The organism is Mycobacterium bourgelatii, assembly GCF_010723575.1.
GTDB lineage: Bacteria > Actinomycetota > Actinomycetes > Mycobacteriales > Mycobacteriaceae > Mycobacterium > Mycobacterium bourgelatii.
The window spans coordinates 1,104,154-1,130,768 of the sequence record NZ_BLKZ01000001.1 but is presented as its reverse complement, the minus strand read 5'-3'; the positions used below and the strand labels follow the sequence as shown (position 1 = coordinate 1,130,768).

32 protein-coding genes are annotated in these 26,615 nt (G+C 65.5%); 16 read left to right on the top strand and 16 right to left on the bottom strand.

The features are described 5' to 3' along the window. Window positions 1-16: 16 nt before the first annotated feature. Window positions 17-859: a DUF6159 family protein gene (locus tag G6N68_RS05160; RefSeq protein ID WP_163708733.1), complete on the bottom strand. Its 843-nt coding sequence runs from the start codon at window positions 857-859 to the stop codon at window positions 17-19. A 96-nt stretch (window positions 860-955) separates the two neighbouring features. Further along, window positions 956-3,001, bottom strand: coding sequence for a serine/threonine-protein kinase PknD (locus tag G6N68_RS05155; RefSeq protein WP_163708729.1), 2,046 nt, complete (start codon window positions 2,999-3,001; stop codon window positions 956-958). Between the two features lie 172 nt (window positions 3,002-3,173). Between G6N68_RS05155 and G6N68_RS05150 the strand changes: the two genes are divergently transcribed. Together G6N68_RS05150 and G6N68_RS05145 are read left to right on the top strand one after the other, a co-directional pair. After that, window positions 3,174-3,959, top strand: a complete 786-nt coding sequence (locus tag G6N68_RS05150) for an alpha/beta fold hydrolase (protein ID WP_205351247.1) — start codon at window positions 3,174-3,176, stop codon at window positions 3,957-3,959. A gap of 1 nt (window position 3,960) precedes the next feature. Further along, entirely contained in the window at window positions 3,961-4,272 is a 312-nt protein-coding gene (locus tag G6N68_RS05145; RefSeq protein ID WP_069419043.1) for an MGMT family protein, read from the top strand. Here the strand turns inward: G6N68_RS05145 and G6N68_RS05140 are convergent. Next, window positions 4,269-5,123 carry a TIGR02569 family protein gene (locus G6N68_RS05140; RefSeq protein ID WP_163708727.1) on the bottom strand — a complete coding sequence of 285 codons (855 nt, stop codon included), beginning with the start codon at window positions 5,121-5,123 and terminating at the stop codon, window positions 4,269-4,271. The genes G6N68_RS05145 and G6N68_RS05140 overlap by 4 nt on opposite strands. Before the next feature lie 195 nt (window positions 5,124-5,318). Between G6N68_RS05140 and G6N68_RS31360 the strand changes: the two genes are divergently transcribed. Together G6N68_RS31360 and G6N68_RS05135 are read left to right on the top strand one after the other, a co-directional pair. Next, window positions 5,319-5,450, top strand: coding sequence for a hypothetical protein (locus G6N68_RS31360; protein ID WP_263991866.1), 132 nt, complete (start codon window positions 5,319-5,321; stop codon window positions 5,448-5,450). Further along, window positions 5,450-5,596, top strand: a complete 147-nt coding sequence (locus tag G6N68_RS05135) for a hypothetical protein (protein ID WP_240355374.1) — start codon at window positions 5,450-5,452, stop codon at window positions 5,594-5,596. The genes G6N68_RS31360 and G6N68_RS05135 overlap by 1 nt, the downstream gene beginning before the upstream one ends. Window positions 5,597-5,607: 11 nt before the next feature. Here the strand turns inward: G6N68_RS05135 and G6N68_RS05130 are convergent, their stop codons facing one another. Then, window positions 5,608-6,042, bottom strand: coding sequence for an ArsI/CadI family heavy metal resistance metalloenzyme (locus G6N68_RS05130; protein ID WP_163708725.1), 435 nt, complete (start codon window positions 6,040-6,042; stop codon window positions 5,608-5,610). 101 nt (window positions 6,043-6,143) lie between these two features. Between G6N68_RS05130 and G6N68_RS05125 the strand changes: the two genes are divergently transcribed. After that, complete coding sequence (locus G6N68_RS05125; protein ID WP_163708721.1) at window positions 6,144-6,503, top strand: Rv2640c family ArsR-like transcriptional regulator; 360 nt, start codon at window positions 6,144-6,146, stop codon at window positions 6,501-6,503. A gap of 9 nt (window positions 6,504-6,512) precedes the next feature. On the opposite strand, the gene moeZ is transcribed toward G6N68_RS05125, so the two are convergent. Next, window positions 6,513-7,718, bottom strand: a complete 1,206-nt coding sequence (gene moeZ, locus G6N68_RS05120) for an adenylyltransferase/sulfurtransferase MoeZ (RefSeq protein ID WP_163708718.1) — start codon at window positions 7,716-7,718, stop codon at window positions 6,513-6,515. Between the two features lie 182 nt (window positions 7,719-7,900). Next, the gene (locus tag G6N68_RS05115) at window positions 7,901-8,926 is read right to left on the bottom strand and encodes a DUF3152 domain-containing protein (protein ID WP_163708715.1); all 1,026 of its coding nucleotides are present in this window, start codon (window positions 8,924-8,926) and stop codon (window positions 7,901-7,903) included. A gap of 154 nt (window positions 8,927-9,080) precedes the next feature. Here G6N68_RS05115 and fasR point away from each other — a divergent pair, with 154 nt between their 5' ends. Continuing rightward, on the top strand, window positions 9,081-9,761 hold the full coding sequence (fasR, locus tag G6N68_RS05110) for an HTH-type transcriptional activator FasR (protein ID WP_163708711.1): 681 nt from the start codon (window positions 9,081-9,083) through the stop codon (window positions 9,759-9,761). Window positions 9,762-9,788: 27 nt separating this feature from the next. On the opposite strand, the gene G6N68_RS05105 is transcribed toward fasR, so the two are convergent. Next, the gene (locus G6N68_RS05105; protein WP_163708708.1) at window positions 9,789-10,037 is read right to left on the bottom strand and encodes a DUF3107 domain-containing protein; all 249 of its coding nucleotides are present in this window, start codon (window positions 10,035-10,037) and stop codon (window positions 9,789-9,791) included. A 191-nt stretch (window positions 10,038-10,228) separates the two neighbouring features. On the opposite strand from G6N68_RS05105, the gene G6N68_RS05100 reads away from it, so the two are divergent. Next, window positions 10,229-11,002 (top strand): MmpS family transport accessory protein, encoded by a 774-nt coding sequence (locus G6N68_RS05100; RefSeq protein WP_371871674.1) that lies wholly within the window; start codon window positions 10,229-10,231, stop codon window positions 11,000-11,002. 35 nt (window positions 11,003-11,037) lie between these two features. On the opposite strand, the gene G6N68_RS05095 is transcribed toward G6N68_RS05100, so the two are convergent. Next, window positions 11,038-11,733 (bottom strand): ferritin-like fold-containing protein, encoded by a 696-nt coding sequence (locus tag G6N68_RS05095; protein ID WP_163708705.1) that lies wholly within the window; start codon window positions 11,731-11,733, stop codon window positions 11,038-11,040. Window positions 11,734-12,016: 283 nt separating this feature from the next. On the opposite strand from G6N68_RS05095, the gene G6N68_RS05090 reads away from it, so the two are divergent. Both G6N68_RS05090 and G6N68_RS05085 read left to right on the top strand, forming a co-directional pair. Beyond that, window positions 12,017-13,552, top strand: a complete 1,536-nt coding sequence (locus G6N68_RS05090) for a DEAD/DEAH box helicase (RefSeq protein ID WP_163708702.1) — start codon at window positions 12,017-12,019, stop codon at window positions 13,550-13,552. A gap of 37 nt (window positions 13,553-13,589) precedes the next feature. Next, the gene (locus tag G6N68_RS05085; protein ID WP_163708698.1) at window positions 13,590-14,801 is read left to right on the top strand and encodes an Rv3212 family protein; all 1,212 of its coding nucleotides are present in this window, start codon (window positions 13,590-13,592) and stop codon (window positions 14,799-14,801) included. A 75-nt stretch (window positions 14,802-14,876) separates the two neighbouring features. Here the strand turns inward: G6N68_RS05085 and G6N68_RS05080 are convergent, their stop codons facing one another. Next, window positions 14,877-15,677: a ParA family protein gene (locus G6N68_RS05080; protein ID WP_163708695.1), complete on the bottom strand. Its 801-nt coding sequence runs from the start codon at window positions 15,675-15,677 to the stop codon at window positions 14,877-14,879. A gap of 86 nt (window positions 15,678-15,763) precedes the next feature. On the opposite strand from G6N68_RS05080, the gene G6N68_RS05075 reads away from it, so the two are divergent. From G6N68_RS05075 to G6N68_RS05065, 3 genes are read left to right on the top strand one after another with little or no spacing between them, the layout of a single operon-like run. Continuing rightward, the gene (locus G6N68_RS05075; protein ID WP_163708692.1) at window positions 15,764-16,363 is read left to right on the top strand and encodes an acid phosphatase; all 600 of its coding nucleotides are present in this window, start codon (window positions 15,764-15,766) and stop codon (window positions 16,361-16,363) included. Next, window positions 16,360-17,475, top strand: a complete 1,116-nt coding sequence (locus tag G6N68_RS05070; RefSeq protein WP_163708689.1) for an isochorismate synthase — start codon at window positions 16,360-16,362, stop codon at window positions 17,473-17,475. Before G6N68_RS05075 ends, G6N68_RS05070 begins: the two co-directional genes overlap by 4 nt. Further along, window positions 17,468-17,950 (top strand): GNAT family N-acetyltransferase, encoded by a 483-nt coding sequence (locus tag G6N68_RS05065; RefSeq protein ID WP_163708686.1) that lies wholly within the window; start codon window positions 17,468-17,470, stop codon window positions 17,948-17,950. Before G6N68_RS05070 ends, G6N68_RS05065 begins: the two co-directional genes overlap by 8 nt. On the opposite strand, the gene G6N68_RS05060 is transcribed toward G6N68_RS05065, so the two are convergent. Next, entirely contained in the window at window positions 17,902-18,333 is a 432-nt protein-coding gene (locus G6N68_RS05060; RefSeq protein WP_163708683.1) for a hypothetical protein, read from the bottom strand. The genes G6N68_RS05065 and G6N68_RS05060 overlap by 49 nt on opposite strands. A 77-nt stretch (window positions 18,334-18,410) precedes the next feature. Here G6N68_RS05060 and G6N68_RS05055 point away from each other — a divergent pair, with 77 nt between their 5' ends. Further along, window positions 18,411-19,388, top strand: coding sequence for a diacylglycerol/lipid kinase family protein (locus G6N68_RS05055; RefSeq protein WP_163708681.1), 978 nt, complete (start codon window positions 18,411-18,413; stop codon window positions 19,386-19,388). Window positions 19,389-19,666: 278 nt separating this feature from the next. Next, window positions 19,667-19,921 carry a transcriptional regulator WhiB1 gene (gene whiB1 / locus G6N68_RS05050; RefSeq protein WP_036353357.1) on the top strand — a complete coding sequence of 85 codons (255 nt, stop codon included), beginning with the start codon at window positions 19,667-19,669 and terminating at the stop codon, window positions 19,919-19,921. A gap of 59 nt (window positions 19,922-19,980) precedes the next feature. On the opposite strand, the gene G6N68_RS05045 is transcribed toward whiB1, so the two are convergent. Both G6N68_RS05045 and G6N68_RS05040 read right to left on the bottom strand, forming a co-directional pair. Beyond that, window positions 19,981-21,477 carry a sensor histidine kinase gene (locus tag G6N68_RS05045; RefSeq protein WP_163708677.1) on the bottom strand — a complete coding sequence of 499 codons (1,497 nt, stop codon included), beginning with the start codon at window positions 21,475-21,477 and terminating at the stop codon, window positions 19,981-19,983. 14 nt (window positions 21,478-21,491) lie between these two features. Continuing rightward, window positions 21,492-21,707 (bottom strand): biotin/lipoyl-binding carrier protein, encoded by a 216-nt coding sequence (locus G6N68_RS05040; RefSeq protein WP_069419075.1) that lies wholly within the window; start codon window positions 21,705-21,707, stop codon window positions 21,492-21,494. Window positions 21,708-21,909: 202 nt separating this feature from the next. Here G6N68_RS05040 and G6N68_RS31960 point away from each other — a divergent pair, with 202 nt between their 5' ends. Further along, a complete protein-coding gene (locus G6N68_RS31960) occupies window positions 21,910-21,984 on the top strand; it encodes a 50S ribosomal protein bL37 (protein ID WP_089025046.1) in 75 nt (24 codons plus the stop codon). An 8-nt stretch (window positions 21,985-21,992) separates the two neighbouring features. On the opposite strand, the gene rsrA is transcribed toward G6N68_RS31960, so the two are convergent. After that, complete coding sequence (gene rsrA / locus G6N68_RS05035) at window positions 21,993-22,304, bottom strand: mycothiol system anti-sigma-R factor (protein WP_163708674.1); 312 nt, start codon at window positions 22,302-22,304, stop codon at window positions 21,993-21,995. Further along, entirely contained in the window at window positions 22,301-22,954 is a 654-nt protein-coding gene (locus G6N68_RS05030; protein ID WP_163718188.1) for a sigma-70 family RNA polymerase sigma factor, read from the bottom strand. The genes rsrA and G6N68_RS05030 overlap by 4 nt, the downstream gene beginning before the upstream one ends. A gap of 218 nt (window positions 22,955-23,172) precedes the next feature. Here G6N68_RS05030 and G6N68_RS05025 point away from each other — a divergent pair, with 218 nt between their 5' ends. Continuing rightward, window positions 23,173-24,021 (top strand): SDR family oxidoreductase, encoded by an 849-nt coding sequence (locus G6N68_RS05025; protein WP_163708671.1) that lies wholly within the window; start codon window positions 23,173-23,175, stop codon window positions 24,019-24,021. Between the two features lie 148 nt (window positions 24,022-24,169). On the opposite strand, the gene G6N68_RS05020 is transcribed toward G6N68_RS05025, so the two are convergent. Continuing rightward, complete coding sequence (locus G6N68_RS05020; protein WP_163708668.1) at window positions 24,170-24,688, bottom strand: hypothetical protein; 519 nt, start codon at window positions 24,686-24,688, stop codon at window positions 24,170-24,172. A 266-nt stretch (window positions 24,689-24,954) separates the two neighbouring features. Next, a complete protein-coding gene (locus G6N68_RS05015; protein WP_163708665.1) occupies window positions 24,955-26,421 on the bottom strand; it encodes a DUF2254 domain-containing protein in 1,467 nt (488 codons plus the stop codon). Window positions 26,422-26,615: the final 194 nt, after the last annotated feature.

Here is a 26,615-nt window from a genome sequence, read left to right as displayed (position 1 = left end):
CGACAAGTCGGCCCGACTACTGCCGCACGAATGCTTGCTGCAGCAGGTTGTGGTCGAATCCGCCCGGCGCGCGACCGTCGACGGCGTACTGATAGACGGCGACGCGGAAGATCTGGCTCAGCGCGCTCGAAAGGAACGAGACGACGATGATGCCCAGCACCGCGGCGGCCAGCACCACGACGCCGAGCGGCCACAGCCGGACCGCTACCAGGGCCGCACCAACTCCACCGCCGACAACCGCGATCGCCAGAACGGACAAGAAAGTCACCACACCGATCGCGGCCGCTCCGGTCGCCCCCTCACCCCATCGCGCCTTCACGACCGTCGCCGAGCGTTTCAGTGACCGGATGGGCCCGGTGCCTTCGAGTGCGACCACTGGGATGACGAAAAATGTTGCGACGGACCAGGCCGCGCCGGCCAGCCAAACCGCGATATCGCCGAGCACCCCAAAACGCTTCTCGAGCGCTTTCAGGATCAACCCGACCGTTGTCGCGACGAAGGTCCAGCCGAGGATGGGACCGATGCGACTGGCGGCGGCCGCGATGCCTTCGCTGAGTTTGGTGTCCTCGCCGCGCATCGAGCGCACCGCGCAGGCGGCGAGTGCCACGTTGAAGAAGATGGCGATAAACGTCGACACGTATGCGATTGCCAGTCCGGCTGCGTAGAGAACGGGGTCACGTTGATCCAGGGGACGGCCATCGAACGCGCCTCGGGCCAGCAGTGCCGATCCCCCGATCGTGAGCACGGCTAGTGTTCCGAAAATGGTTGAAAGTACCGGGAATATCGCGAGCGAGACGTCGCTCTTCAGCACCCTCCAGCTCTGCTTGGTCAAAGCCCAGCCACGCTCGATCCTGCCCATGGATGCTCCTGAAAAGTTGTACGCGGAATAGTATCGCTTCGCCGAGCCTTCGATAGGCCCGATGAATGCCATTGTCGGACAAAGACATCAAGTGTGTTACTGCTGGAGCGCCACGATCTGGCTGTTGCGCCCGCCGACGTAGACGGTGCCGTTGTTGGCGACCGCCAGGCCCCAGGGGGTGTCGAGTCCGTGGAAATGCAGCTCGATCTGCTCCGTGGCACCGAATGGAAGTTTGAGTGTGCGGTTGTTACCTGTGTCGTTGACGTACACCGTGCCGTCCCTGTCCACGGTGACACCACCGGGTTGCTTCAGACCCTTGAACGGCAACGGCTCTTGCACTTTCGAATCGGGCGGTAAAGCCAACACCCGGTCATGACCACCGTCGGCCACGTAAACGGTGCCGCCGTTGTTCACCACCAAACCGGTCGGCTCTTTGAGATCGGTGAACGGCAGCACAATCTGGGTGTTCGATCCGGGGAACAGCGCCACCACACGATTTTTGGCCGTATCGGCCACATACACCGTGCCGCTCTTGTCTACCGAGAGACCGGTCGGATTTTCCAAGTCGGTGAAGGGCAGATCGCGTTGGTCCTTCGATCCGGAAGGCAGCACCACAACCCGCTTGTTACCGGCGTCGTTGACGTAGACCGTGCCGGTGTTGTCGGCGGTAACGCCGGTCGGAAAATGCAGTCCCTTGAACGGCAGTTGGATCGGCGTCGACGAACCCGCGGGCAGCGCCATGATCCGGTTGTGTTCGGTGTCGGCGACGTAGACCGTGCCGCCACCGTCTACCGACAGACCCTGCGGCTCGCGCAAGTCGGTGAACGGCAACGTCACCTGCTTCGGTTCCTTGCTTTCCGTACCCGAACCGCTCATGACCACCGCCGTCACCGTCGCAGCAACCGCTATCAGGACAGCAGCCGGGATAGTCACGGCCTTACGGCGCCACCAGGGCCGTGACGGCGGCCGAGACGGCGGCTGGGAGACCGGCGGCGCCGACGGCTGTAACCCCTCGGACGGGTGGGCAGCCCCCGGGGGTTCTCGCCCCGGCGACGGGTATATAGGCGGCAGCGGACGGCGCAAGGTCGGCGGGGAGTCCATGGGACCCGGCGACGGGGAGGGCGGCGGGGTGGGTGGCGGGGCCATCCGTTGTGGGGGCGGCGGTTGTGGGGCCGGTGGGCGTGGGGCAGGTGGGCGTGGGGCAGGTGGGCGTGGCGCCGGCGGTGGAACCCGGATCTCGGGGCGTGGGGGAACGTAGATGTCCGGACGCGCGGGGGCGCTCCCGCGGCCGTAGGCGCCCGAGGGCGCCCGGAAGGAAGCCTGACGTGGCGGCGTGTGGAGAGCCTCATGCGCTGCCCGGGCAAACTCGGCCGCGGTGTCGTAACGATCATCGGGGTTCTTGGCCATGCCCTTGGCGATTACCGTGTCGAAGCCCGCGGGCAACCCGGGATTCGTCACCGTCGGTCGCGGCGGCGGCAACTTGAGGTGGCCGGTGATCTGTTCCTCAAGGGTGTCACCTGGAAAGGGGTGCTGGGCGGCCAGGGACACGTAGAGCACACAGGCCAGGGAGTAGATGTCCGCCCTGGTGTCGATTCGTGTGCCGCCGAACCGCTCCGGGGCCATGTAGTGCGAGGTACCGACCACGTCGCCGGCCGCCGTCAAGGCCAGTTCGCCTGTCGCGCGCGCAATTCCGAAGTCGATCAGGTAGGCGAAGTCGTCATTGTCGAGCAGGATGTTGGACGGCTTGACATCCCGGTGCAGCAGCCCGGCGTTGTGCGCGGAGTGCAGCGCCTTGGCTATCTGGTCGATGATGCCTACCGCCCGCTCGGGCGGCAGTGGCCCGCGGCCCAACTCCTCCTGTAGGTCGCGCCCCTCGATCAGGCGCATGTCCACGTATAGACGCCCGTTGATTTCCCCATAGGTATGGATCGGGATCAGGTGCGGGTTGCTCAATCGCGCCGCCGCGTGCGCTTCGCGACGGAACCGCTGTTGGAACACGTGGTCGTGGGAGAGTTGAGCGGGCAGGATCTTGAGCGCAACGATTCGATCGGTGACGGTGTCATGAGCGCGCCACACCTCGCCCATTCCGCCCCGGCCCAGCACCTCAATCAGCTGGTACCTGCCGAACGACGTCCTTCCCAACTAGCCCTCCCAGAGCAACCTGCAAGCACCGCCAGACCATATCGCGCGCCGTTAGCAATGTCAGGCAATTGCAGGTGCTGCGGTGCGCTCCACGGAGCCGGCGATATGGACCATGTCACTGTCAAAAGTAGCGATTACCAGGATGCGCCACCAGTGCTGGCATTATCGACGGGTGACCGCCGACCTGCACGTACACCGCTTCGGACCCAGTGGCCCAGTGCAAGTGCTGCCGATCCACGGCGTGACGGAGCACGGCCGAGCATGGGAGTTGCTTGCCGGCTACTTGCCCGAAATCTCCATCGCCGCACCGGATCTACTTGGACACGGGCGCTCGTCGTGGGCCGCACCGTGGAGCATCGACGCCAATGTTGCGGCATTGGCCGCCTTAGTCGATGACCAGGGCGCTGGTCCGGTCGTGGTGGTGGGGCACTCGTTCGGCGGCGCTATCGCCTTGCAGTTCGCCGCCTCCCGTCCGGACCTGGTTGCTGCGCTGGTCCTGTTGGACCCGGCAGTCGGGCTGGACGGTGACCGGGTGCGCGAGGTCGTCGATGCGATGATTTCTTATCCGGATTACACCGACGCGGCCGAGGCCCGGGCCGAAAAAGCTTTCGGCGCTTGGTCGGACGTGGACCCGGCGGTTCTCGACGCCGAACTAGAAGAGCATCTCGTCATGTTGCCGAACGGGCGCTGTACTTGGCGGATGAACCTCGCCGCGATGGTGTGCTATTGGAGTGAATTGGCTCGCGATCCTGCGTTGCCACCGACGGGAACGGCAACCACATTGGTGCGCGCCGCCAAGTCCGATCCGCAGTACGTCAGCGACGAGCTGGTGGCGGCGCTTCGACGACGACTGGGAACCGATTTCGAACTGCTGGATTTCGAATGCGGCCACATGATCCCGCAGGCCAAGCCCGCCGAAGTCGCAACGCTGATCCGGGGCTATCTGAAGGAACGCTGACATGGCCCAGATCACTGACGAACAGGTGGAACTGGTGCGCTCGCTGGTTGCGGCCATTCCGCCGGGCAAGGTTTCGACCTACGGTGACATCGCAGCCGTCGCAGGGCTTTCCAGCCCGCGGATTGTTGGCTGGATCATGCGGACCGACTCTTCGGACCTGCCTTGGCACCGGGTGATCACGGCCTCGGGACGGCCGGCACGGCACCTGACCTCCCGGCAATTGGAACTGCTGCGGGCAGAAGGAGTTTTGGCCGTCGACGGCAAGGTGGCGTTGAGCGAAGTACGCTACGAATTCCCGACGGACAAGCCCTAGAGCACCATTCGCACCAACGCCGCGGTGCGGGCCAGCCCCGGGAACGCCTCGGCGGTGGAGCGCGGGTGCAGCGCATGCACCGCCAACCGAAACATCAAGGCGCGCAACAACATCTGCGGCCACTCCGGCAGCGCGCTCCATCGTTCGATGAGACCGTCGTCGGCCTCTCCCCAGGACAACGCATCGACGACCACGACGCCGGCCGCCCAGGATGCGGGGCGCCAGTAGGGGGTGATGTCGGTGATGCCGGGCGGGGCGCTACCGACGAAAAGGACTGTCCCGTACAGGTCTCCATGCACGAGCTGGTTGGGGCTGCGGGTCGGCTTGCGCAGCGTGGCCAGCTGATTGATGAGTTCGATCGAACGCTCGGTGTCAGCGGTCGCTGGGGCCGTCCTCGCCCCCGGCGGGATCGACTGCAGCGGCCGTTCTTCCCACGCGGCGCGGTCGGCGGCTATGAACACATCGACGTCCGCCCACGGCGTGGTTGGCCCCTGGGTCAAGAAGCGGGGGCGCTCCAGCTTGCCGGTGGCCTCGTGCAGACGCACAGCGGCCGAAACGACTTCATCGTGGCGCGCCTCGGGGGTCCCGGCGACAAAGGTGTCTGCCCGCCAGCCCGAAACAACGTACCGGCCGTCCGTGGAGCGAACCGGCCGCGCCAGGCGCACACCGTCGACGAACAACGTCTCGCGAACCCTCGCGGACCAGGCGGCCCGGGCATGGTCGGCCACGAGCGACAACACGACCTCGCCGCATCGCCAACCGCCTTCCCAGTTGGCACCCAATGAGACGGGCTGCACGCCGGTCAAACCGAACGCCGCCAGTACATGCTCGGGCGGTGGCTCGACGGTCACACCGGTCAGCCTAGTAGAGGCCCGGAGAGCTTCGGCGATGTGACGCTCGGGGTGTTGCGGGCACGATCGTCCGTTCGTCGTACTTGCTGCTCCGGACCTGCTAGCGGCCGCGTGGCGGGTTGGTTGAAACGACACTCCGGGCGGCCAACATCGTCACAGCGGCTTCGGCGACGGAGGTGCTGTCCGCAGCCGGTTATGAGGCGTCAGCGGAATGGTGGCGCCGGCGACGTCGGCAGCAACGTCGGCAACGGCGGCTACGGCGGGTTCTCGGACAGCTGGTCGGCGTCGGTGGCCGGGGCGGCGACGGCGGCGCGACCGTCGGCGTAGTGTTCCAAACCAGCGATGGCGGGCCCGGTGGTGACGGTGGGCTGCCATGGGGCGACGGCGGCGCCGGCATCCTCGGCCAACCCGGCGGCATCGGTGGTGCCGCCGGGAAGATCTTCGGCCTACCCGGGGTGAACGGGCCGGCCTAGGCGCGCGGCATTCAGCGGGCGCCGCTGCAACACGGGGCCGCGGTGTCCACGGCCGAGTGGTCGGCTCCGGCGCCGAAGACCTCGGAATCGGCTAGCACCGTGTAGATCTCCCAGCTCTCGCCACCCGGTCCGGTGGCCCAAACCTTGTCCTGAGTGGCGTAACAACAGGTGGTGTTGGTCTCCTCCGCGGTGATCAGACCCTCCTCGACGAGGCGGGCAGTCTCGGCGCGCACCGCCTCACTGGAGGCCACCTCAACGCCAAGATGATTGATACTGCCGCCAGCCCCGGGGTTTTCGAGCAGGACAAGCTTGAGCGGCGGGTCGGCAATCGCGAAGTTCGCGTAACCAGGCTTGACCTTGGCCGGCTGCGCGCCAAAAAGCTTGCTGTAGAACGTGATCGCCGCGTCGAGGTCGTCGACGTTAAGAGCGAGTTGGATACGAGACATGGGACCGCTCCTTTCGAAGGTATGAGACATATATCGAAGTAGTCCTGGCAACAGCATGCCACTTTTTTGATATATGTCAAACTCTCTGGCAAGATGGCGTCATGCCGAAAGCCCTACCGCTGATCGACACGACCGCGCCCGTGTGCTGCGCGCCCGTGGCGGCGGGTCCGATGAGTGACGCCGACGCGCTGGAAATTGCCCTGCGCCTGCGGGCGCTCGGTGACCCCACCCGGGTCAAGGTCGTGTCGTTGTTGTTCAGTTCGTCGGCCGGCGAGAAGTCGTCCGGAGAGTTGGCCGCCGTGCTCGGGTTGACCGAGTCGACGGTCAGTCACCACCTGACCCAGTTGCGCAAGGCTGGGCTGGTGGCATCAGAACGGCGGGGCATGAACGTCTTTCACCGGGTGCGGCGGGAGTCGCTGCAGGCGTTGTGCACCGCGCTGGATCCGAACTGCTGCGGCTAGCCGGTTGCCTCAGTACATGACCATGTCGGGTTGAACCTCCTTGGCCCATGCCATGATTCCGCCCTGCAGGTGCAGCGCATCGGAGAAGCCGGCCTTCTTCACCGCGGCCAGTGCCTCGGCCGAGCGCACGCCACTTTTGCAGTACAGCACCGCTTTTCGGTCCTGCGGCAGCTGCGACAAGCCCTCCCCGGAGGTGATCAACGACTTCGGAATCAGCTGCGCGCCATCGATATGCACGATGTCAAACTCCGCCTGTTCGCGAACATCGATCAGGGCCAGCCTGCTACCCGAGTCCAGCAACGCACGCAATTCCGAAGGCGTGATCGTCGAGTTGGCGGCTGTGTCGGACACGTCATCGGTCGCGTCATCGGTGCCCAGGCCGCAGAAATATTCGTAGTCGACCAGTTCGGTGATCTTCGGCGTCGCCGGATCCTTGCGGATCTTGATGGTGCGGTAACTCATCTCCAGCGCGTCGTAAATCATCAACCGGCCGAGCAACGACTCCCCCAGCCCGGTGATCAGCTTGATCGCCTCGGTGCCCATCACCGACGCGATCGATGCGCAGATGATGCCCAACACCCCGCCTTCGGCGCACGACGGCACCATGCCGGGGGGCGGCGGCTCCGGGTACAGGTCGCGGTAGTTCAGACCCCGTTTTTCGCCGTCGGGCCCGTCGGGAGCGTCTTCCCAGAACACCGACACCTGGCCTTCGAAGCGGTAGATCGACCCCCACACGTATGGCTTGCCGGCCAGCACCGCGGCGTCGTTGACCAGGTACCTGGTGGCGAAGTTGTCGGCGCCGTCCAGGATCAGGTCGTACTGCTTGAACAAGTCGACGGCATTGTCGGCCCCCAGCCGGAACTCGTGCAGTCGCACGTCGACAAACGGATTGATGGCCGCGATCGAATCGCGCGCCGACTGGGCTTTGGAGCGCCCGACGTCGGCCGTGCCGTGAATGATCTGACGGTGCAGATTCGACTCGTCGACCACGTCGAAGTCGACAATGCCGAGGGTGCCGACCCCGGCGGCGGCCAGATACAGCAACGTCGGCGACCCCAACCCACCCGCGCCGATGACCAACACCCGCGCGTTCTTCAGCCGCTTCTGGCCGTCAATACCCAGGTCGGGAATGATCAGATGGCGGCTGTAGCGTGCCACCTCTTCCCTGGTCAACGACGGCGCGGGCGCGACCAGCGGCGGCAGCGAACTCGGCACCGAAAACATCTCCTCGGCTTCATCTAACTGCTCTCACCATCACAGCAGTTGAGTCAATCAACGGCAAACAGCCCCGACGCTCTTCCCGACGCCGCGCCGAGCGTCACGCTGGCGCAACGCGGGGCATCGAGCGCCACTCCAATGTGACGTTCGACACTCGAGACGCGCCAAGCGCTCCACGCTTAGGCGATCGGATAGGGCCAGGGATTGAACCGGCAGGTCTTGCCATCTGGCTTGACTTCATCGGGGTCGAACTTGGCGCCGTCGTCATTGGCGGTGGAGAACGTCTGCTGCATCATCACCGGGGCCAGGCCACCCTCCTGGTCGCACGGTTCGTGACGCACATAGCCAATGGCGTGGCCCACTTCGTGGTTGATCACGTACTGCCGGTAGGAACCGACGTCGCCTTCGAACGGAACGGCACCGCGCACCCAGCGGGCCTCGTTGACGAACACCCGTGCTTCCCGATCCGCGCCGAACGACGGGTTGTAGCAGGAGGTTTCGAGGCGGAACTCATAGCCGCAGCCCTCGCGCACGCTCACCGGCGACACCAGCGAAACCCGGAAGTCCGGCTTCCCGCTATCGATTCGGATGAAGGCGAACTGGGGATTGTGGGTCCAGCCCTTGGGGTTGGCCAACGTCTGGTCGACCATCTGGGCGAACGCGCTGTCGCCGCCGTACATCGTCGGGTCCAGGCCGTTTTCGATCTCGACGGTGTACCTGAACACCTTGGCGGTGCCCTGACCGACTTGCGGCGTGGCCCCGGGAACCACCCGGTAGCTCTTGTCGCCCGCCTCGGTGAAGAGGCCGCCGTCGGGCAGCGTCCCGGCCGGCAGATTGGCGTCGAACGCAACGAGCCCCCGCGGCGGGGTGTCCAAGATCGATGTGCCCACCACACCGATTTCGGGTGGTTGCTGCGGAGTCTGCGCCGCCGCCTGTTTCGGACCGTTGGCGCCGGTCAGCGTTTGATAGATCACCAACACGGTGACCACGGCCAACACCGGCAGTGCATATGCGCGCCAGCCGTAGGTCGAGACAAACCTGCCCAGCCAGGTCTGCTTGCGCCACTGGCGTGGCCTGTCGCGCTGGGCACGGGGCCGTCCCGCCGACTGCCCGAGCGGATCCCGCTGGGCGCGCAGCGGCTCACGCCACTCGTCACGCAGCACCGGCACTCGGCCGGTGCCGCGCACAGGCCGCGGGGACGTCATTTTCCCAGGATCGCACAACCCGGCTTGACTGCGTTCCTGGCGCGCCCGAATGCGCCGATCAATCGGGGAGACGCCGCAGGTAGTAATGTCGTTGCGACAACGATGCCGCCACGGGGACGGGACGGGTGGCGGACGATGGATCAGATGAGGACTAATGAGCGATCTCGCTAAGACGGCGCGTCGTGCCGTGAGATCGAGCGAACGCGAGCGGCCGTCCGAGGCCGCGCCCGCGAATCGACGCGGCAACCGGTTACCCCGCGACGAGCGCCGGGGCCAATTGCTCATCGTGGCCAGCGACGTCTTTGTCGACCGCGGCTACCACGCAGCCGGCATGGACGAGATCGCCGACCGGGCCGGTGTCAGCAAACCCGTTCTATACCAACACTTTTCGAGCAAGCTGGAGCTGTACCTGGCGGTGCTGTCCCGGCACGTGGACAACTTGGTCACCGGCGTCCAGGACGCGTTGCGTACAACGACCGACAACCGAGGCCGACTGCACGCGGCCGTTCAGGCGTTCTTCGACTTCATCGAGCACGACAGCCAGGGATACCGGCTGATCTTCGAGAACGACTACGTCACCGAGCCCGAGGTGGCCGCCCAAGTGCGCGTCGCCACCGAATCCTGCATCGACGCGGTGTTCGCCTTGATCGCCGAGGACTCCGGTCTGGACCCACACCGTGCCCGCATGATCGCGGTCGGCCTGGTGGGCATGAGCGTCGACGCCGCTAGGTACTGGCTGGATTCCGATCGCCCGATTTCAAAGTCGGACGCCGTCGAGGGCACCGTGCAGTTCGCCTGGGGCGGACTTTCCCACGTGCCGCTTGCGCGCAACTGAGCCCGCTGGCCGCGCCGCGAGCTGGCGTTATGCCTTCGCGATGATGTCGGTGCCGATCCCAAAGCCGACTCGGCGGGCGTCGGCAGGACCGATTTCGACGTAGGCGATCTTGGCGGTGTTTACCAGGTAGCGCCGGCCGCGCTCATCGGTGAGGCTCAACAAGCCCGAATCGCCGGCCAGCGCCGCGCTGACCGTTTCCTCGACCTCTGCGGGCGACTGCGCACTGGAAAACACCAGCTCGCGCGGACTGTCCGTGATACCGATCTTGACCTCCACGGGGGCCCCCTTCCGTTGGTATTCCATCGCAGCGTGTCAGCAGCAGGCTAGTAGACGCCGCTGGCGGCCGCTGAGGCTGCCTGACGCAGACGGCAACGCGCGTGGCCGGAACCATCACAATTCGGTCTAGTGTTGGCCAACTCCGCTCTCGTCGGCCGCTTTGCCGATGCCTCATCAATAACATTGGCACCATCAGTACCACCACGCGCACGCTCCATGACGACGTCCAGGACTACCCGGACGACGAGAGCTATTACGACAACGGAGCCGACCAGGGCTACGGCGATGACGGCTACGGCGATGACGAATACGCCGATTACCGCTACGCCGAGCTGGCCTGGCCGACCGATCGCCGCTGGCGCCCGGTCACGGCCCTCCTCGGCGGGGTGATCGCCGTCGGCGCCATCGCGACCGCCGTGATCATCAACAGCGGGGACAGCGCGACGACGAAGGCCACGGTGATCCCCAGCCGGCCGCCGATCTCCACCGCGACGCGGACCACGCTGCCGTCAACCGCCCCGGCGTTGACGACACCCAGCAACCCACCCAGCGCCAACATCCCGTCCCTGCCGCCGGAGACGGTCACCACGTTGACACCATCGACAACACCCCCGACCGCCGGCCTGCCCGGCAGCCCGCCCACTGCCGCTCCGACATTGCCGCGTACCGCCCCGCCCCCCGGCGCGGCGCTGAGTCCGCGGACCGTCGTCTACAGCGTGACCGGAACCAAGCAGCTCTTCGATCTGGTGACCGTGGTCTACACCGACGAAAAGGGCTTCCCCCAGACCGAGGTCAACGTCGCGTTGCCGTGGACCAAGGTGGTGGTTCTCAACCCCGGCGTGCAGGTCGAGTCGGTGATCGCGACCAGCCTCAGCGGCCACCTCAGCTGCACGATCACCAATGCCCAGGGCCAACTGGTCGTGGCGTCCAGCAGCGACGGGATGCTTGCGACCTGCACAAAGTAGGTCGAGGGGTAGGTCGAGGGGTAGCTCGGGGAGGGCTAGCTCAGCCCGAGCTCACGCATCCGTTGGTCGTGCGTCTGCTGCAGCCGGTCGAAGAACGACCCCAGCTGACCAAGGCCACCCGTCCCGGCCATCACCAGGTCGACCAACTCGTCGTGGTCGGCCAGCACAAACTGGGCCTGAGTGATCGCCTCGCCAAGTAGGCGACGAGCCCACAGCGCCAGTCGGCTGCGCTGTTTGCCGCTGGACGTCACCGCGGCGCGTACCTCGGCGACGACGAACTGCGAGTGGTCCGTCTCCGCCAACGCCGCGCGCACAACATCGGCGACCTCGTCCGGCAAACCGTCGGCGATCTCCAAATACAGGTCGGCGGCCAGCGCATCCGCGACGTAGGTCTTGACCAGCGCTTCCAGCCACGTACTCGGCATGGTCAGACGGTGGTAATTCTCCAAAGCCGACACGTATTTCGACATCGCCGGCACCACGTCGACCCCGCGCTTTTCCAGCGCATCGCGCAGTAACTCGTAATGCCCCATCTCGGCGGCGGCGATACTGGCCATCGAGATCCGCCCGCGCAGGTCCGGCGCCATCCGCGCCTCTTCGGTCAGCCGGTAAAAGGCCGACACCTCGCCATACGCCAGCAACGCGAAAAATTCGTTGATGCCGGGATGATCCGCCGGCAGCCGGGGCCTGGACGAGTCGGCCACCTGGTCGGCGGATGAGGGCGAAGGCATGGGCAACACTCTAATAGGCACGCGTAAATGGCCGCGGGAGCCCGCTTGGCACACCCGTTATGATGGATAACGGCAGTGGCTGCAATTTTCGTGTAGTTGTCTTCGTTGAATCCTGAAGTCGCTGCCAGCGAAATGTGCGTGCACATGACTGGCCCCGCTCAGATCGGGCGGCGGGCCGGTGACTCGGCGAAGCAGTCGGAGTCGGAACTCGTGCGCGCGTGGACCGCGATAGAGAAAAAACCGACATGAACGACAGCATCACCGAGAGGCTTTTCAACCGCATATGACCGCACTTAAAAGCACAACAGAAACCACCCCAAAAACATTTGCCGAGCTTGGTGTCCGCGACGAAATAGTCCGCGCACTGGCCGAAAAGGGCATCGAAGCGCCCTTTGCTATCCAAGAACTCACCCTGCCGCTGGCACTGGCCGGCGAGGACGTCATCGGCCAGGCCCGCACCGGTATGGGCAAGACTTTCGCGTTCGGCGTGCCACTGCTGGAACGCATCACCTCCGACACCGCGACCAGGCCGCTCACGGGCACCCCCCGGGCGCTGGTCGTCGTACCGACCCGCGAGCTGTGCATCCAGGTGACCGGCGACCTGTCCCTGGCGGCCAAAGACCTGAAGGCGGGCGAAAACGGCGAACGCCCCCTGTCGGTTGTCGCCATTTACGGCGGACGTGCCTATGAGCCGCAGGTCGACGCTTTGCAGAAGGGCGTCGACGTCGTGGTGGGCACTCCTGGGCGGCTGCTCGACCTGAGCCAGCAGGGTCACCTGCAGCTCGGCGGACTGTCCGTGCTGGTCCTCGACGAGGCCGACGAAATGCTCGACCTGGGCTTCCTGCCCGACATCGAGCGCATCCTGCGGCAGATACCGGCGGACCGCCAGTCGATGCTGTTCTCCGCGACAATGCCCGACCCGATCATCACGCTGGCCCGCACCTTCATGGTTCAGCCCACCCATATTCGGGCCGAGGCGCCGCACTCGCTGGCCGTCCACGACACCACCCAGCAGTTCGTCTACCGGGCGCACGCGCTGGACAAGATCGAGTTGGTCAGCCGCGTGCTGCAGGTTCGCGACCGGGGCGCGACGATGATCTTCACCCGCACCAAGCGCACCGCTCAGAAGGTTGCCGACGAATTGAACGAGCGCGGCTTCAAGGTGGGCGCCGTGCACGGCGACCTGGGACAGATTGCGCGCGAGAAGGCGCTCAAAGCATTCCGTTCCAGGGAAATCGACGTGCTGGTTGCCACCGACGTGGCCGCTCGTGGGATCGACATCGACGACGTCACCCACGTCATCAACTACCAGTGCCCCGAGGACGAGAAGATGTACGTCCACCGGATCGGCCGCACCGGCCGGGCCGGCCGCACGGGAGTCGCGGTCACGCTGGTGGACTGGGACGAACTGCCCCGCTGGTTGATGATCGACAAAGCGCTGGGCCTGGGCTCGCCCGACCCCGCCGAAACCTATTCCAGCTCGCCGCACCTGTACGCCGAGCTCGGCATCCCGACCGACGCGGGGGGTTCGATTGGCAAGCCCCACAAGACGTCGTCAACCCGCCGTGAAGCGCGCGAAACGCGGGAGACAGAGGGCGGCGCCGAGCAGAAGGCGCCCCGCGCGCGGAGCAATAGAAGCCGTCGGCGCACCCGCGGCGGCAAGCCGGTCACCGGGCACCCGACGGCCACCACGGCTAGCGAAAGTCCCGCTGAGGCCGCGACGGGCGCAGGGTCCGAGTCACCGTCCGCCGGTTCGGGGCCGAGCCGTCGTCGCCGTCGTCGCCGCAAGCCCGCCGACGCCGCCGTGTCGGCGAGCTAATCCGGCGCACTAACCCCGCCCCAAGCCGCGCTCCCGCATGGTCAAACCCGAACGCCGCACCAAGGGCGACATCGTGGCCGCCGCGGCGATCGTGGTTGTCGTGGCCGCGGTAGCGGCGCTGATCTGGTGGACCAGTGACGCCCGCGCCACGATCAGCAGGCCCGCCGCCGTTCCGGCAACCAACCCGTCGCCGGCGCGCGAGGTCCCCGAGTCACTGAGGCAACTGTGGACCGCCCCAAGCCCCGGCACCCGCGTACCGGTGGCGGTGGGCGGCACGGTGGTCACTGCGAACGGCCGTCAGGTGGAAGGTCGCGACCCGACCACCGGCGAATCGCTGTGGAGCTATGCCCGTGACACCGATTTGTGCGGTGTGAGCTGGGTTTACCACTACGCCGTCGCGGTTTATCGCGACGGCCGTGGCTGCGGCCAGGTCAGCACGATTGACGGATCGACCGGTCGGCGCGGACCCGCCCGCAGCAGCTACGCCGACGATCATGTGCGACTCTCCTCGGACGGCTCGACCGTGTTGTCGGCGGGGAACACGCGGCTGGAGCAGTGGCGCTCGGACATGGTGCGGATGCTGTCGTACGGCGAGACCGACGCTCGGGTGAAACCGGTGAACCGTGGCCTGAACTCGGGTTGCTTCCTGGAGTCGGCAGCGGCCGGCCCGTCAGGGGTATCGGTGCTCGAGTCATGCGGCGACCAGGACTTGAAGCTGCTGCTGCTGCGCGCCGGCAAGGAAGAAGACGAGCCCGAACAACACTCCGTGGCCGAGCCTGGGGTTCGGCTCGGGTCGGGTGCCCGGGTGCTCGTCGTGTCGCAGACCTACACCGCGGTGTATTTGCCGTCACCGCAGCCCAGGGTCGACGTCGTCGACCAAACCGGTGCCGTCGTGTCGACGAAGTCGTTGACCAAACCGCCGTCGTCCGCGGCCGTGGTGTCGCAGTCCGGCAGCGTGGTGACGTGGTGGACCGGCGACCAGGTGATCGTTTTCGATGCGGCCAACCTGGCCGAGCGGTACACCATCGCCTCGGGTGAGACGGTGAATGTGCTGGGACCCGGCGTGATGATGGCCAGTCAGCTGCTGGTTCCGATCACTGGCGGCATCGGCGTGTACGACCCGGTCAACGGCGAATACCTGCGCACCATCGCGGTGGACCGGCCGCCCAGCGATGCGCCGGTCATCCCGATCGTCTCGGGTTCCAAGGTGATCGAACAGCGCGGCGATACCGTCGCCGTGCTCGGCTAACTTTCCCCGCGAGCAGACGCAAACTCGTATAAATTCCGTGGTTTTCGTACGAGTTTGCGTCTGCTCGCCGGTGAACTAGACCTCTACCTCAAACGTCGGCAGCGGCTTGCCGGACTTCCAGTGCTTGAGCAGCGCCTGCGCCAGCTCTCGGTAGGCGATCGCGCCCTTGTTCTTGCGGCCTGCCAGCACCGAGGCCCCGGACGCGCTGGCTTCGGCGAAGCGCACCGTGCGCGGGATCGGCGGCGCCAGCACCGGCAGCTGGTATCGGTCTGCGACGTCGAGCAGCACGTCGCGGGTGTGGGTGGTTCGCGAGTCGTAAAGCGTCGGCAGCGCACCCAGCAGCCGCAGTTTCGGGTTGGTGATCTGCTGGACATCGGCGACGGTGCGCAGGAACTGTCCAACCCCGCGGTGTGCCAGCGTCTCGCACTGCAGCGGCACGATCACCTCGTCGGCGGCGGTCAACCCGTTGAGTGTGAGCACCCCCAGCGACGGGGGGCAGTCGATGATCACGACGTCGAAGTCGTCGGCGAGCTTGGCCAGCGCGCGCTTGAGCGCATATTCGCGGCCGGCCCGCATCAAGAGCATCGCTTCCGCGCCGGCCAGGTCAATGTTGGCCGGTAGCAGCGTCATCCCCTCGACCGTCGACACCAGCGCTGCGTTCGGTTCGACCTCACCGAGCAACACCTCGTGCACCGACACCGCCAGTTTGTCTGGATCCTGGCCAAGTGAGAAGGTCAAGCAGCCCTGCGGATCCAGGTCGACCAGTAGCACTCGCCGTCCCTTGTCCACCATTGCCGCACCCAGCGAGGCGACCGTGGTCGTCTTGGCCACACCACCCTTCTGGTTGGCCACAGCCAGTACCCGCATTTCTGTCACAAGGCCCATCCTGACATGTATCGCTCATTCCGGTCGGGGCAGCAGGCCCGGCATGGCTTCTGGCGTGTCTCGGGCACAATCTCGGCATGGGCCTGCACAACCACAGACTGCTGCTGATGCGCCATGGTGAAACCAAATGGTCGAAATCGGGCCAGCACACGGGTCGGACCGACATCGACCTGACCGAAGCCGGTCGTGTGCAGGCCGACCTGGCCGGACAAGCCTTACGAGAGCTCGGGCTGTCGAACCCGCTGGTGATCAGCAGTCCGCGTAAACGGGCTCTGGTCACCGCCGGGTTGGCCGACCTAACGGTCGACGAGGTATCTCCGCTGCTTGCCGAATGGGACTACGGCTCCTACGAGGGGCTGACGACGGCGCAAATCCGCGAAACCGAACCGGGTTGGCTGGTCTGGACGCGAGGTTGCCCGGATGGCGAGACACCCGAGCAGGTCAGCGACCGCGCCGACCTTGCCATCGCGCTGGCGCTCGAGCACATGGAATCCCGCGACGTGCTGTTCGTCACCCATGGCCACTTCTCCCGGGCGGTGATCGCCCGCTGGCTCGAGCTGCCCATCCGCGAGGGCAGCCGCTTCGCCATGGTCACCGCCTCGATCGCGGTCTGCGGGTTCGAGCACGGGGTACGCCAACTCATCGCACTGGGGCTGCAGGGGCATCTGGACTTGTGAATCCGAGCGATTGGCCCAGCGAACCGCCTTTCGTACTTAGCGGGCCCGGGGGGACGGTAGTTGCCGACGGAGTTACGGCACAATTCAGCGACGTGCGCGCGGCGCAGGCAGTACTTCGTTCCGGCGGCGCACCAATATTGTTGGGCGCGTTGCCTTTCGACGCGACGCGGCCGGCGGCGCTGATAACGCCGCGGGCGGTCCGCCGTTCCGAGACACTGCCCGACTGGCCGACCGGTCGGATGCCGGCGGTGCGGGTAGGCGCTTCCGTCCCGCCGCGGGCCGAGTATCGCGAGCGGATCGGCCGCGCGGTTGATCACCTTGCCGCAGCGGATAATTCGCTGCGAAAGGTGGTGCTGGCACGTGCCTTGCAGCTGTCCGCCGAAGCCCCGTTGGACACCCGCGCCATCGTGCGGCGGCTGACCCAGGCCGACCCGACGGCTTACGGCTACCTCGTCGACCTGACCCCGGCCGGTGACGACTATCGGGGGGCGGCACTGGTCGGCGCCAGCCCGGAACTTCTGGTTGCCCGCTTCGGCGATCGAGTCGTGTGCCAACCCTTTGCCGGCTCCGCCCCGCGCGCCGACGATCCCGACCTCGACGCCGCCAACGGGGCCGCGTTGGCCGGTTCGGCCAAGAACCGGCACGAGCATCAGTTGGTCATCGAGACCATGCGCGCGGCGCTGGAGCCGCTGTGCCGCGAGTTGACCATCGCGCCCGAACCACAGCTGAGCCGCACCGCGGCGGTATGGCACCTGTGCACCCCGATCAGCGGCCAGCTACGTGAAACATCAACGACGGCAATAGATCTGGCTTTGGCTTTGCACCCCACGCCCGCAGTCGGCGGAGTCCCCACCAAGGACGCCGTTGGCCTCATCGCGGAACTGGAGGGCGACCGCGGCTTCTATGCCGGCGCCGTGGGTTGGTGCGACGCACAGGGCGACGGGCGCTGGGTGGTGTCGATCCGCTGTGCACAGTTGTCGGCCGACCGCCGCACCGCGCTGGCCCGCGCCGGTGGCGGCATCGTCGCCGAATCCGATCCCGATGACGAAGTGGACGAAACCACAACGAAATTCGCCACCATACTGAACGCGCTGGGAGTGAAGAGTGATTGAGGGCATCCGCCGCGCCGCACCGCAAGACGCCGCCGATATTGCGGCCATGATTCACGAACTCGCCGAGTTCGAACGGGCGCCCGAACAATGCACCGTCACCGAATCACAAATTGCCGCGGCACTTTTCGGCGAGCACCCCACCGTATTCGGGCATGTGGCCGAGGTCGACGGCGCAGTCGCCGCGATGGCGGTGTGGTTTCTGAGCTTTTCCACCTGGGACGGCGTCCCGGGCATTTACCTGGAGGACCTTTACGTGCGGCCGGAGTTCCGACGGCGCGGCCTGGCCCGTCGACTCCTGGCGACGCTGGCCGGCGAATGTGTCGACAAGGGCTACACGCGGCTGTCATGGGCGGTGCTGAACTGGAACGTCGATGCCATCGCGCTCTACGACGGGGTTGGCGCGCGGCCCCAGTCCGAGTGGACCACCTATCGCTTATCCGGCCTCGAACTGGCCGCGCTCGCCGGGCCGCGCTGATCGTCGCCGGCCGCCCAACGCACAGACGGCGGGCTGAACAGCAACACCAGTGCGGCCAGCGATACCAGCGCCACGGGGATTCCAAGAAGCGGCCGATGCGATCCGACGGCCAGGTACCACGCCACCGGCAGCAGCAACAGCTGAGTGAACACACCCAAACCGCGTCCCCAGCGCTTGCCGGCCAGCAGTGCGCACCCGCCGGCCAGCACCCCTCCCCCAATCAGCACAAACCACAGGGCGGTGCCGAGTCCGTTGACGACGTGCTGGTCGGCTCCCGCGATGCTGCGCACCACCAACACGGCGGCCATCACCAGCGCCGCGCCGCCTTGCACCGCGACAATCCAGCCTGCGCCGCGCACGGTGGTCGGGGCTGCAGCGTTCACAGCGTCAGCGTAGTCGGCGCCGACAATGTGCAGTCGATGTCCGGCCCAGGTCGTTATGCCCCCTAAGCTCTTGCCTCATGCGTGCCATGTTGATCGTCAACCCCATTGCCACCAGCATCACGCCGGCAGCTCGTGAACTGGTGGCGCACGCCCTGGAGAGCCGCGTCGAACTCACCGTCGAGCAGACCGCGTACTCCGGCCACGCCTTCGAACTCGGCAAGGCCGCGGCCGCGGACGGATACGACCTCGTCGTCGTGCACGGTGGCGACGGGACGGTCAGCGCGGTGGTCAACGGCATGCTCGGCCGCCCGGACCAGACGGCACCCGACCAGCTGCGTACAAAGGTGCCCGCGGTCGGAATCATCCCCGGCGGCTCGGCGAATGTACTGGCCAGGGCGCTGGGAATACCGATCGATCCCGCCGCCGCCAGCAACCAACTCATCCAACTGCTCGACGTGCACGAGCGGACCGGGAACTGGCGCCGCATCGGCCTGATCGACTGCGGCGAGGTCTGGGCAATCGTCAACGCCGGCGTCGGCGTCGACGCCGAGGTGGTAGCCGCGGTCGAAGAGAAACGGCGCCAGGGTGTCAAGGTCACGCCGTTGAACTACTGGCGGATCGCCACGCCCGTCTCAGTGCGGTTCAGCCGCCGCGACCCGAACCTCATTTTGGAGCTCCCCGAGGGCGAGCCCATTCCGGGCGTGCACTTCGTCTGGGTGTGCAACACGAACGTGTGGACCTACAGCAGCAACCGGCCGATGGTCACCAACCCGGGTTGCAGCTTCGAGACCGGCCTCGGCCTGTTCGCGCTGACCAGCATGAAGTTCTTTCCCACGATCAGATTGCTCCGCCAGCTCATGGCCAAGCGGCCCAAGCTCGAAGCCAAGCAACTGATCCGCGATGACGACGTCAGTTACGTGCGCGTCACACGCATGCGGGAGCCGGCCGCCGTCCAGTTCGACGGAGAATACCTCGGCCTGCGCGAAACCATGACCTTCCGCGAGGTTCGCGACATACTGCCGGTAGTTGCGCCGCCCTCACAAAAATCCGTCTGACCTGCGAAAATCAAAGATGTGACCGGCTCGCGATGCAAATGTTGGGCGCAATTCGTACCGCAGTGTAGTACAACGGAGTAAGGGCTTTCGTAAGAGATCGCCGAAGTGAGATAGCCCACGAGCTCGCGTAACGCTATTGACATCTAGTGAGCCTGTGAAACGATCAAAAGGTTGCATGCAGAAATATCCGAGGGGTACGGAACCTTTCTTGCGCACGCGTTAACTAGCCAAGAAAACGCCGTGCGCCTTGCTGCGCACTTAGTGAGGAGTAGTGACTAATGGATTGGCGCCATAGGGCGGTCTGTCGCGACGAGGATCCGGAGCTGTTCTTCCCGGTAGGGAACAGCGGCCCGGCGCTCGCACAGATCGCTGACGCGAAACTGGTCTGTAATCGGTGCCCGGTGACCACGGAATGCCTTGGTTGGGCCCTGAACACTGGCCAGGACTCGGGCGTCTGGGGAGGCATGAGCGAAGACGAGCGGCGTGCGCTCAAGCGCCGCAACGCCCGGACGAAGGCCCGCAGCGGAGTCTGACGACTCGATACGCAGCATTACGGCCCCGACGAAAGAAGTCGGGGCCGTACTGTTGCGTCCTACACCACTAATCGGGCCCGCCGTCCAATCGGTACGCGCAGCACCACATCGGTGCCGCGGTCGGTGCTTTCCCGCATTCCCAACGTCCCGTCCAACTCGGCGGATACCAGCGTCCGCACGATCTGTAAGCCCAGGCTGTCGGACTTTTCCAGGCTGAACCCTTCGGGCAGGCCGCGTCCGTCGTCGTGCACCACCACGTCGAGCCAGCGCGCCGAACGCTCCGCTCGAATGGTCACCGACCCCTGATCGGCGGGGTCGAACGCGTGCTCGATGGCGTTCTGCACCAGTTCGGTGATGACCATGATCAGCGCCGTCGCACGGTCGGAGTCCAGTACACCCAGATCGCCGACCCTGTTGATGCGGATCGGCCGATCCACCGAGGCCACGTCATTCATCATCGGCAGAATCCGGTCGATGACCTCGTCGAGGTTCACCTGCTCGTCCACCGACATCGACAGCGCATCGTGGACCAACGCGATCGACGACACCCGGCGCACCGACTCGATCAGCGCCTCCCGGCCTTCGGCGTTGACGGTCCGCCTGGCCTGCAGGCGTAGCAGCGCCGCCACCGTTTGCAGATTGTTCTTCACCCGGTGGTGGATTTCCCGGATCGTGGCGTCCTTGGAGATCAGCGCGCGGTCGCGGCGCTTCACCTCGGTGACGTCGCGGATCAGGATCGCGGCACCGGCGCTTTCCCCCTTGCGGACCAGCGGCAGCGTCCGCAACAGCACGGTGGCGCCGCCGGCGTCGACCTCCATGCGCACACTGGCCCCGCCGGCCAGCAGGTCGAGTACATGCTCGGCCAGTTCCTGCGCCTCGAACGGGTCGGAGATCAGCGGCCGAGTGACCCTGATCAGGTTGTGTCCCTCCAAATCGCTGGTCAAGCCCATCCGGTGATAGGCCGACAGCGCGTTGGGACTGGCGTACTCCACGACGCCGTTGACATCCAGCCGGATGAACCCGTCACCCGCTCGCGGGGTGGAACGTGACATTGCGACGTCCTTGACGTCGGGGAAGGTGCCCTCGGCCACCATGTGCAGCAGGTCGATGGCACATTCGCGGTACGCGGTTTCCAGGTGGCCCGACAGGCGTTCAGCGGCCAGTTCGGTTTGGTGCTGGGTGAGCACCGCCACCACCTGGTCGCGGTAGCGGACCGGGGACGCCGCAATGTTCGGGCCGGGCAGTTGCTCAGACGACTGTTCGGCGCCGCCGTTTTCCAGGACGCTGCCGGTGACGAAGGTCTCGGCAACCAGGGGCAGGTGATCGGCGGTGACGACGGTGCCCACCGCGTCCCTCTGCAGGACGGTGGGAGCGGTGTTCGGCCGGCATTGGGCCACGCAGACGAGCACATCGTCGTCGCGGCGCACCCACATCAGATAATCGGCGAAGGACAGGTCGGCCAGTAGCTGCCACTCCCCCACCACCGCGTGCAGGTGGTCGACCGCGCTGCCCGGCAACACGGTGTGTTCGGCGAGCAGATCACCGAGAGTGGACATTGTTCAGCAAGTTGCTAGCTGATCACCGCGATGAGGTCGCCGGCCTGGATGACGTCGCCTACCGACACGCTCACTTTGCTGACGGTGCCCCCGACCTCGGCGAGGACGGGTATCTCCATCTTCATCGACTCCAGCAGCACAACGACGTCGCCTTTGCCGATCTGGTCGCCTTCGCTGACAACGACTTCGAGCACGCTCGCCACAATCTCGGCGCGCACATCCTCGGCCATCTTCACCCCACTCGTTTCGGCCGTCCGCATGTTGACTGCTGGTCCATCAGGGTCATGTATATCGAACCATAAGGCCGCGCGGCGCTGCGGCGCGCGGGCTAGCGACAGTGGCTCGCGGGTTTCATGAGACACTGGGTACCAAACTGGGCGCGATTCACCGCCCTGCTCGTACCAAACTCTGACGAACTACGGAGGTTCAGCCATGGCCAAGCGCGGCCGTAAGAAGCGTGATCGCAAGTACAGCAAGGCCAACCACGGCAAGCGTCCCAACGCCTAAAGCCGCTGCTAAAGGCGTTCTTGCCCGCGGATGATCGTGGTCCGGCGGATTTCCAGCCGGAGCCGCTCGCGTAGGCCCTCAGGGGCCTTCTCCCCTTGGCACTTGGTCGCGATCAGTGTCTTGATCCGTTCCTCGAGCCCGTAATGCTTCAGGCATCCCGGGCAGGCCTCGAGGTGCTTGCGTAGTTTGGCGCGCGTCTCCGGTGTGCACTCACCGTCCAGCAAGGTCCAGACTTCGGCGATCACTTCGGCACAGCCGAGGTAGTCGTGGGAGTCGTCGCCCATCGAGCACGGGTCGGTCGGGCCAGACAGCTCGCTCATGACGTCACCTCCTCGTGCGCATGCTTACCACGGGCGAAACCCCGCTCCTTGGCCACGTCAGCGAGCAGACTACGCAGCTGACGACGGCCGCGGTGCAGCCGCGACATCACGGTCCCGATCGGGGTATCCATGATTTCCGCGATTTCTTTATAGGGGAAACCTTCGACGTCCGCGTAATAAACCGCCATACGAAAGTCTTCTGGAAGCGCTTGCAGCGCTTCTTTGATCTCGGTATCCGGCAATGCTTCGAGGGCTTCGACTTCGGCCGAGCGCAACCCCGTCGACGAATGCTCGGCATTGGACGCCAGCTGCCAATCGGTGATTTCCTCGGTTGGATACTCCGACGGCTGCCGCTGCTTCTTGCGGTAGCTGTTGATGTAGGTGTTGGTCAGGATGCGGTACAGCCACGCCTTGAGGTTGGTGCCCTCCCGGAACGAACGGAACCCCGCATAGGCCTTGACCATCGTTTCCTGCAATAGGTCCTCGGCGTCGGCCGGGTTCCGTGTCATGCGCAGCGCGCCACCGTAGAGCTGGTCCAGCAGCGGAATGGCGTCGCGTTCGAAGCGCTCGGTCAGTTCCGCGTCGGTTTCGACATGCGGCGGCGCGGACTCGTCAACCTCCGGCCCGGTCACGCCATCTATATCGGCCATAGTGATTAATTGGGTCCCTTCAGTTGCGGTGCCGTAAGACGCCAACCGCTGCTCACCCAACAGGCTCGTTGCCGCTGACATCGGACTCCGTTCCCCAATCTAGAGGCTGCAACCGACAGTAGAAACCGCTCCAATCAACAGCGCCGGTCGGCTCGCTATTTCCGCGGCGGTGCCAGGGGCCTGGCAGGCGGCGTAAAGCAGGGCGTTAGGGTGTCGCCATGTCTCTCAACGGCAAGACCATGTTCATCTCCGGAGCCAGTCGCGGTATCGGTCTGGCAATCGCCAAACGCGCCGCTCAAGACGGTGCCAACATCGCCCTGATCGCCAAGACGGCCGAGCCGCACCCCAAGTTGCCGGGCACGGTGTACACCGCCGCCAAGGAGCTCGAAGAGGCAGGCGGCCAGGCCTTGCCGATCGTCGGCGACGTCCGTGACCCGGAGTCGGTGGAGTCCGCGATAGCCAAGACCGTCGAGCAGTTCGGCGGCATCGACATCGTCGTCAACAACGCCTCGGCCATCAACCTCGGGTCGATCAAGGACGTGCCGATGAAGCGCTTCGACCTGATGAACGGCATCCAGGTGCGTGGCACCTACGCGGTGTCGCATACGGCCATCCCGCACATGATCGGCCGGGAGAACCCGCACATCCTGACGCTGTCGCCGCCGGTGTTGCTGGACAAGGAGTGGCTGAAGCCGACCGCGTACATGATGGCCAAGTTCGGGATGACGCTGTGCGCTCTGGGTATCGCCGAGGAGTTGCGCGAGGACGGGATCGCCTCGAACACGCTGTGGCCGCGCACCCTGGTGGCCACCGCGGCGGTGCAGAACCTGCTCGGCGGCGACGAGGCGATGGCCAAGGCTCGCAAGCCCGAGGTGTACGCCGACTCGGCCTACATCATCCTCAACAAGCCGTCGCGGGAGTACACCGGCAACACCCTGTTGTGCGAGGACGTGCTCTTCGAGAACGGCGTGACCGACCTGTCTGTATATGACTGCGTGCCCGGCGGTGAGCTCGGCGTGGACTTCTGGGTGGACGGCGTGAACCCCCCGGGGTACAAGCAGCCATAGCTCGCGTGCCGGTGACCGAGACGCCGGCGAATTAACTTCTGTCGCTGACGCTTCGGCCGGCGGGCAGAGATCTAGCGAACGCCCTGAGATGGCCAAAGCCACCACGTCGGATTACTCCAGCGTGGTGGCTCTTGGGCCGTAGTGCGATCTAGATTCCTGGCACGTTGACCTGCGGCACGTTGACGTTCGGCACGTTCACCGGCGGTACGTTAACCGGCGGGACGTTGACGTCGGGCACGTTGACCGGCGGGACGTTCACGTCGGGCACGTTGACCGGCGGAACGTTGACCGGCGGAGTGTTCACCGGCGGCACGTTCACCGGCGGCACGTTCACATCAGGCACGTTGACCGGCGGGACGTTCACGTCGGGCACGTTGACCGGCGGAACGTTAACCGGCGGCACGTTCACATCGGGCACGTTGACCGGCGGGACATTCACGTCAGGCACGTTGACCGGCGGCACGTTGACCGGCGGCACGTTCACCGGCGGCACGTTCACCGGCGGCACGTTCACCGGCGGCACGTTGACGTCCGGTACGTTCACGTCCGGTATCGGTGGCGCCGGAACAAATGGATCCGCGGACGCCACGCCCATTCCGAGGCCGGCTGCGGTCAAGCCGATGCCACCGGCAACCACTCCACGGCCGACCAGTCGCTTCAGATTCATCGCAATTTCCTCCCGTTTATTGTTCGGTAATCAACGGATTACCCATCGGCACGACCACGGAAACACCAGGCATCCATGTTGGTCGACGTTCTTAAGGGCTTGCTGCTCTTTGAGTTTCAACGAATCGGTTCAAAGTGCTGGTGCAGGCCATAGTTGACATAAGCGTAAAATGGTTGCAGCGAAAGCATTTTCGATCCCGTAAAGGTCAATGGACCCGGAATCGCTTGCCGTGAAACGTGTTCGATATCACAGCGAGCTGCGCACGCCTATGCGTTTGTTACCCGCCGATCGGAGTCGTCCGCCGAGACCGCCGGTTCGGCGGCGGTAATGGTCGACGCCACCGCCTTCGCCCCAGCCACCTGCCCGAATGTGGATGGCGGTGGCGCCAAAGTTCCTGGCCGCTCGACAACCTCCATCGCCCGTGCTGCGGCACCCACCACCATGGCCCGGTCCGATTCGTCGGTGAGCTCACACTCTGCAGTCCGTACCACCAGCGCGATCTGGGCCTGTACCGCCGCACGGCGCGATGGGCTGACGCAGTGCTGGGCCACCGCGCTCAGCAGTTGCAACAGCGCACCCAGCACGAGGGGCTCACGTGCCCCATAGCGGCGGACCTGTCCACATACGACCTGCAGATAGGCGGCAAAGCCCGGGTGTGGAAGCCAGACCAGAAGCTCTCCGGCATCGTTACGGCGCACATCATCGGACTGCAGACGCGACGCCAACACCGACTGCACCGACGAAAGATGGTGCACAACCTGGATAGCCGTGTACGGGTCGTTGATTGCGTCCGACAGTGCGCGGAGCCCGATATCGACCAGCTGACGCAATCCGAATCGAATGTCCTGCTGCAGGGTGCGCTCGAACCCGATGTGCACGTAACGCAAGCAGCGTTGCGCAAAGTCGGACGTCGGCGTGGACTTCGATGTGGACGCTGTGGCGCCCCGGCGCCAGCACCAGCCCAATACGGCACCGGCGGTGACGTAGTCGCCGACCAACGTGACCAGCTGTAACGTGTGCCCGCTGCGCGCCGCCAGCCCGGCAATGTCGTCCACGTCGACGGTCTGCAAATAGCCTGATTGCTGGGCCAACAGCGGTACCGCATCGACCGGCGGGTCGGGCGCCGTTTCCACTTGCCGATCAGGCTTATCCGGCTCCGGATACAACTGATCGATCAACGTGAGGGTGCGCAGCCGCACTTTCTCCATGATCGCGTCTATCTGGATCGAGTGCACGAGGTGGTGCAGAAAGTAGATCAGCGCACTGATGCTGACGAACGCCAACGCGAGTGCGCCGGTAACTGCGACCTTGGGAACGTACGCGCCCCCGCCGGCACGCTCACCAACGGTGAGTAGCCCACCGGTGCTATAGGCGAAGGTGCACGCGAAGATCGCCATCACCACTTGGTTCGGCACATCGCGCAGGAAGGTTCGCAGCAACCGCACCGAGAACTGACTCGAGGCGATCTGCAGGGACAGGACCGTCAGCGAGAAGACAATGCCGATGGTGGTGATCATGGTGGCGGACACCACGATTAGCACCCCGCGGGCATCGCCGGCGGTGCCCTGGAACATCAACTTGTCGATCAGCGAGTCATCTTTCACGGGGATCATCGACAGGATGGCCCCGCTCCCGAGGCCGGCTATCACACCCAATGCTGGCAGCACCCAGACCGCGCCCTGCAGGTAATCCAGGACGGCTTTGCGACGGCCCAGCAAGTTGCTTGCGTTCACCGATCAAGCATGCACGCCCGCGAGCGCCAGGCGGAAGGCTTGTCCCAGTGGGAACTTGGTTGCGTTATGCAGCCGAGATCGTCGACGAGATAGAATTGGCCGCCCGCAGCATTTCCACCGAAAAGTCCGCCTGTGTCCGCGAACGCCATTCCCGCAAGTCGGATTCGCTCACCAGCGGATCCTCGCTGCCGCCC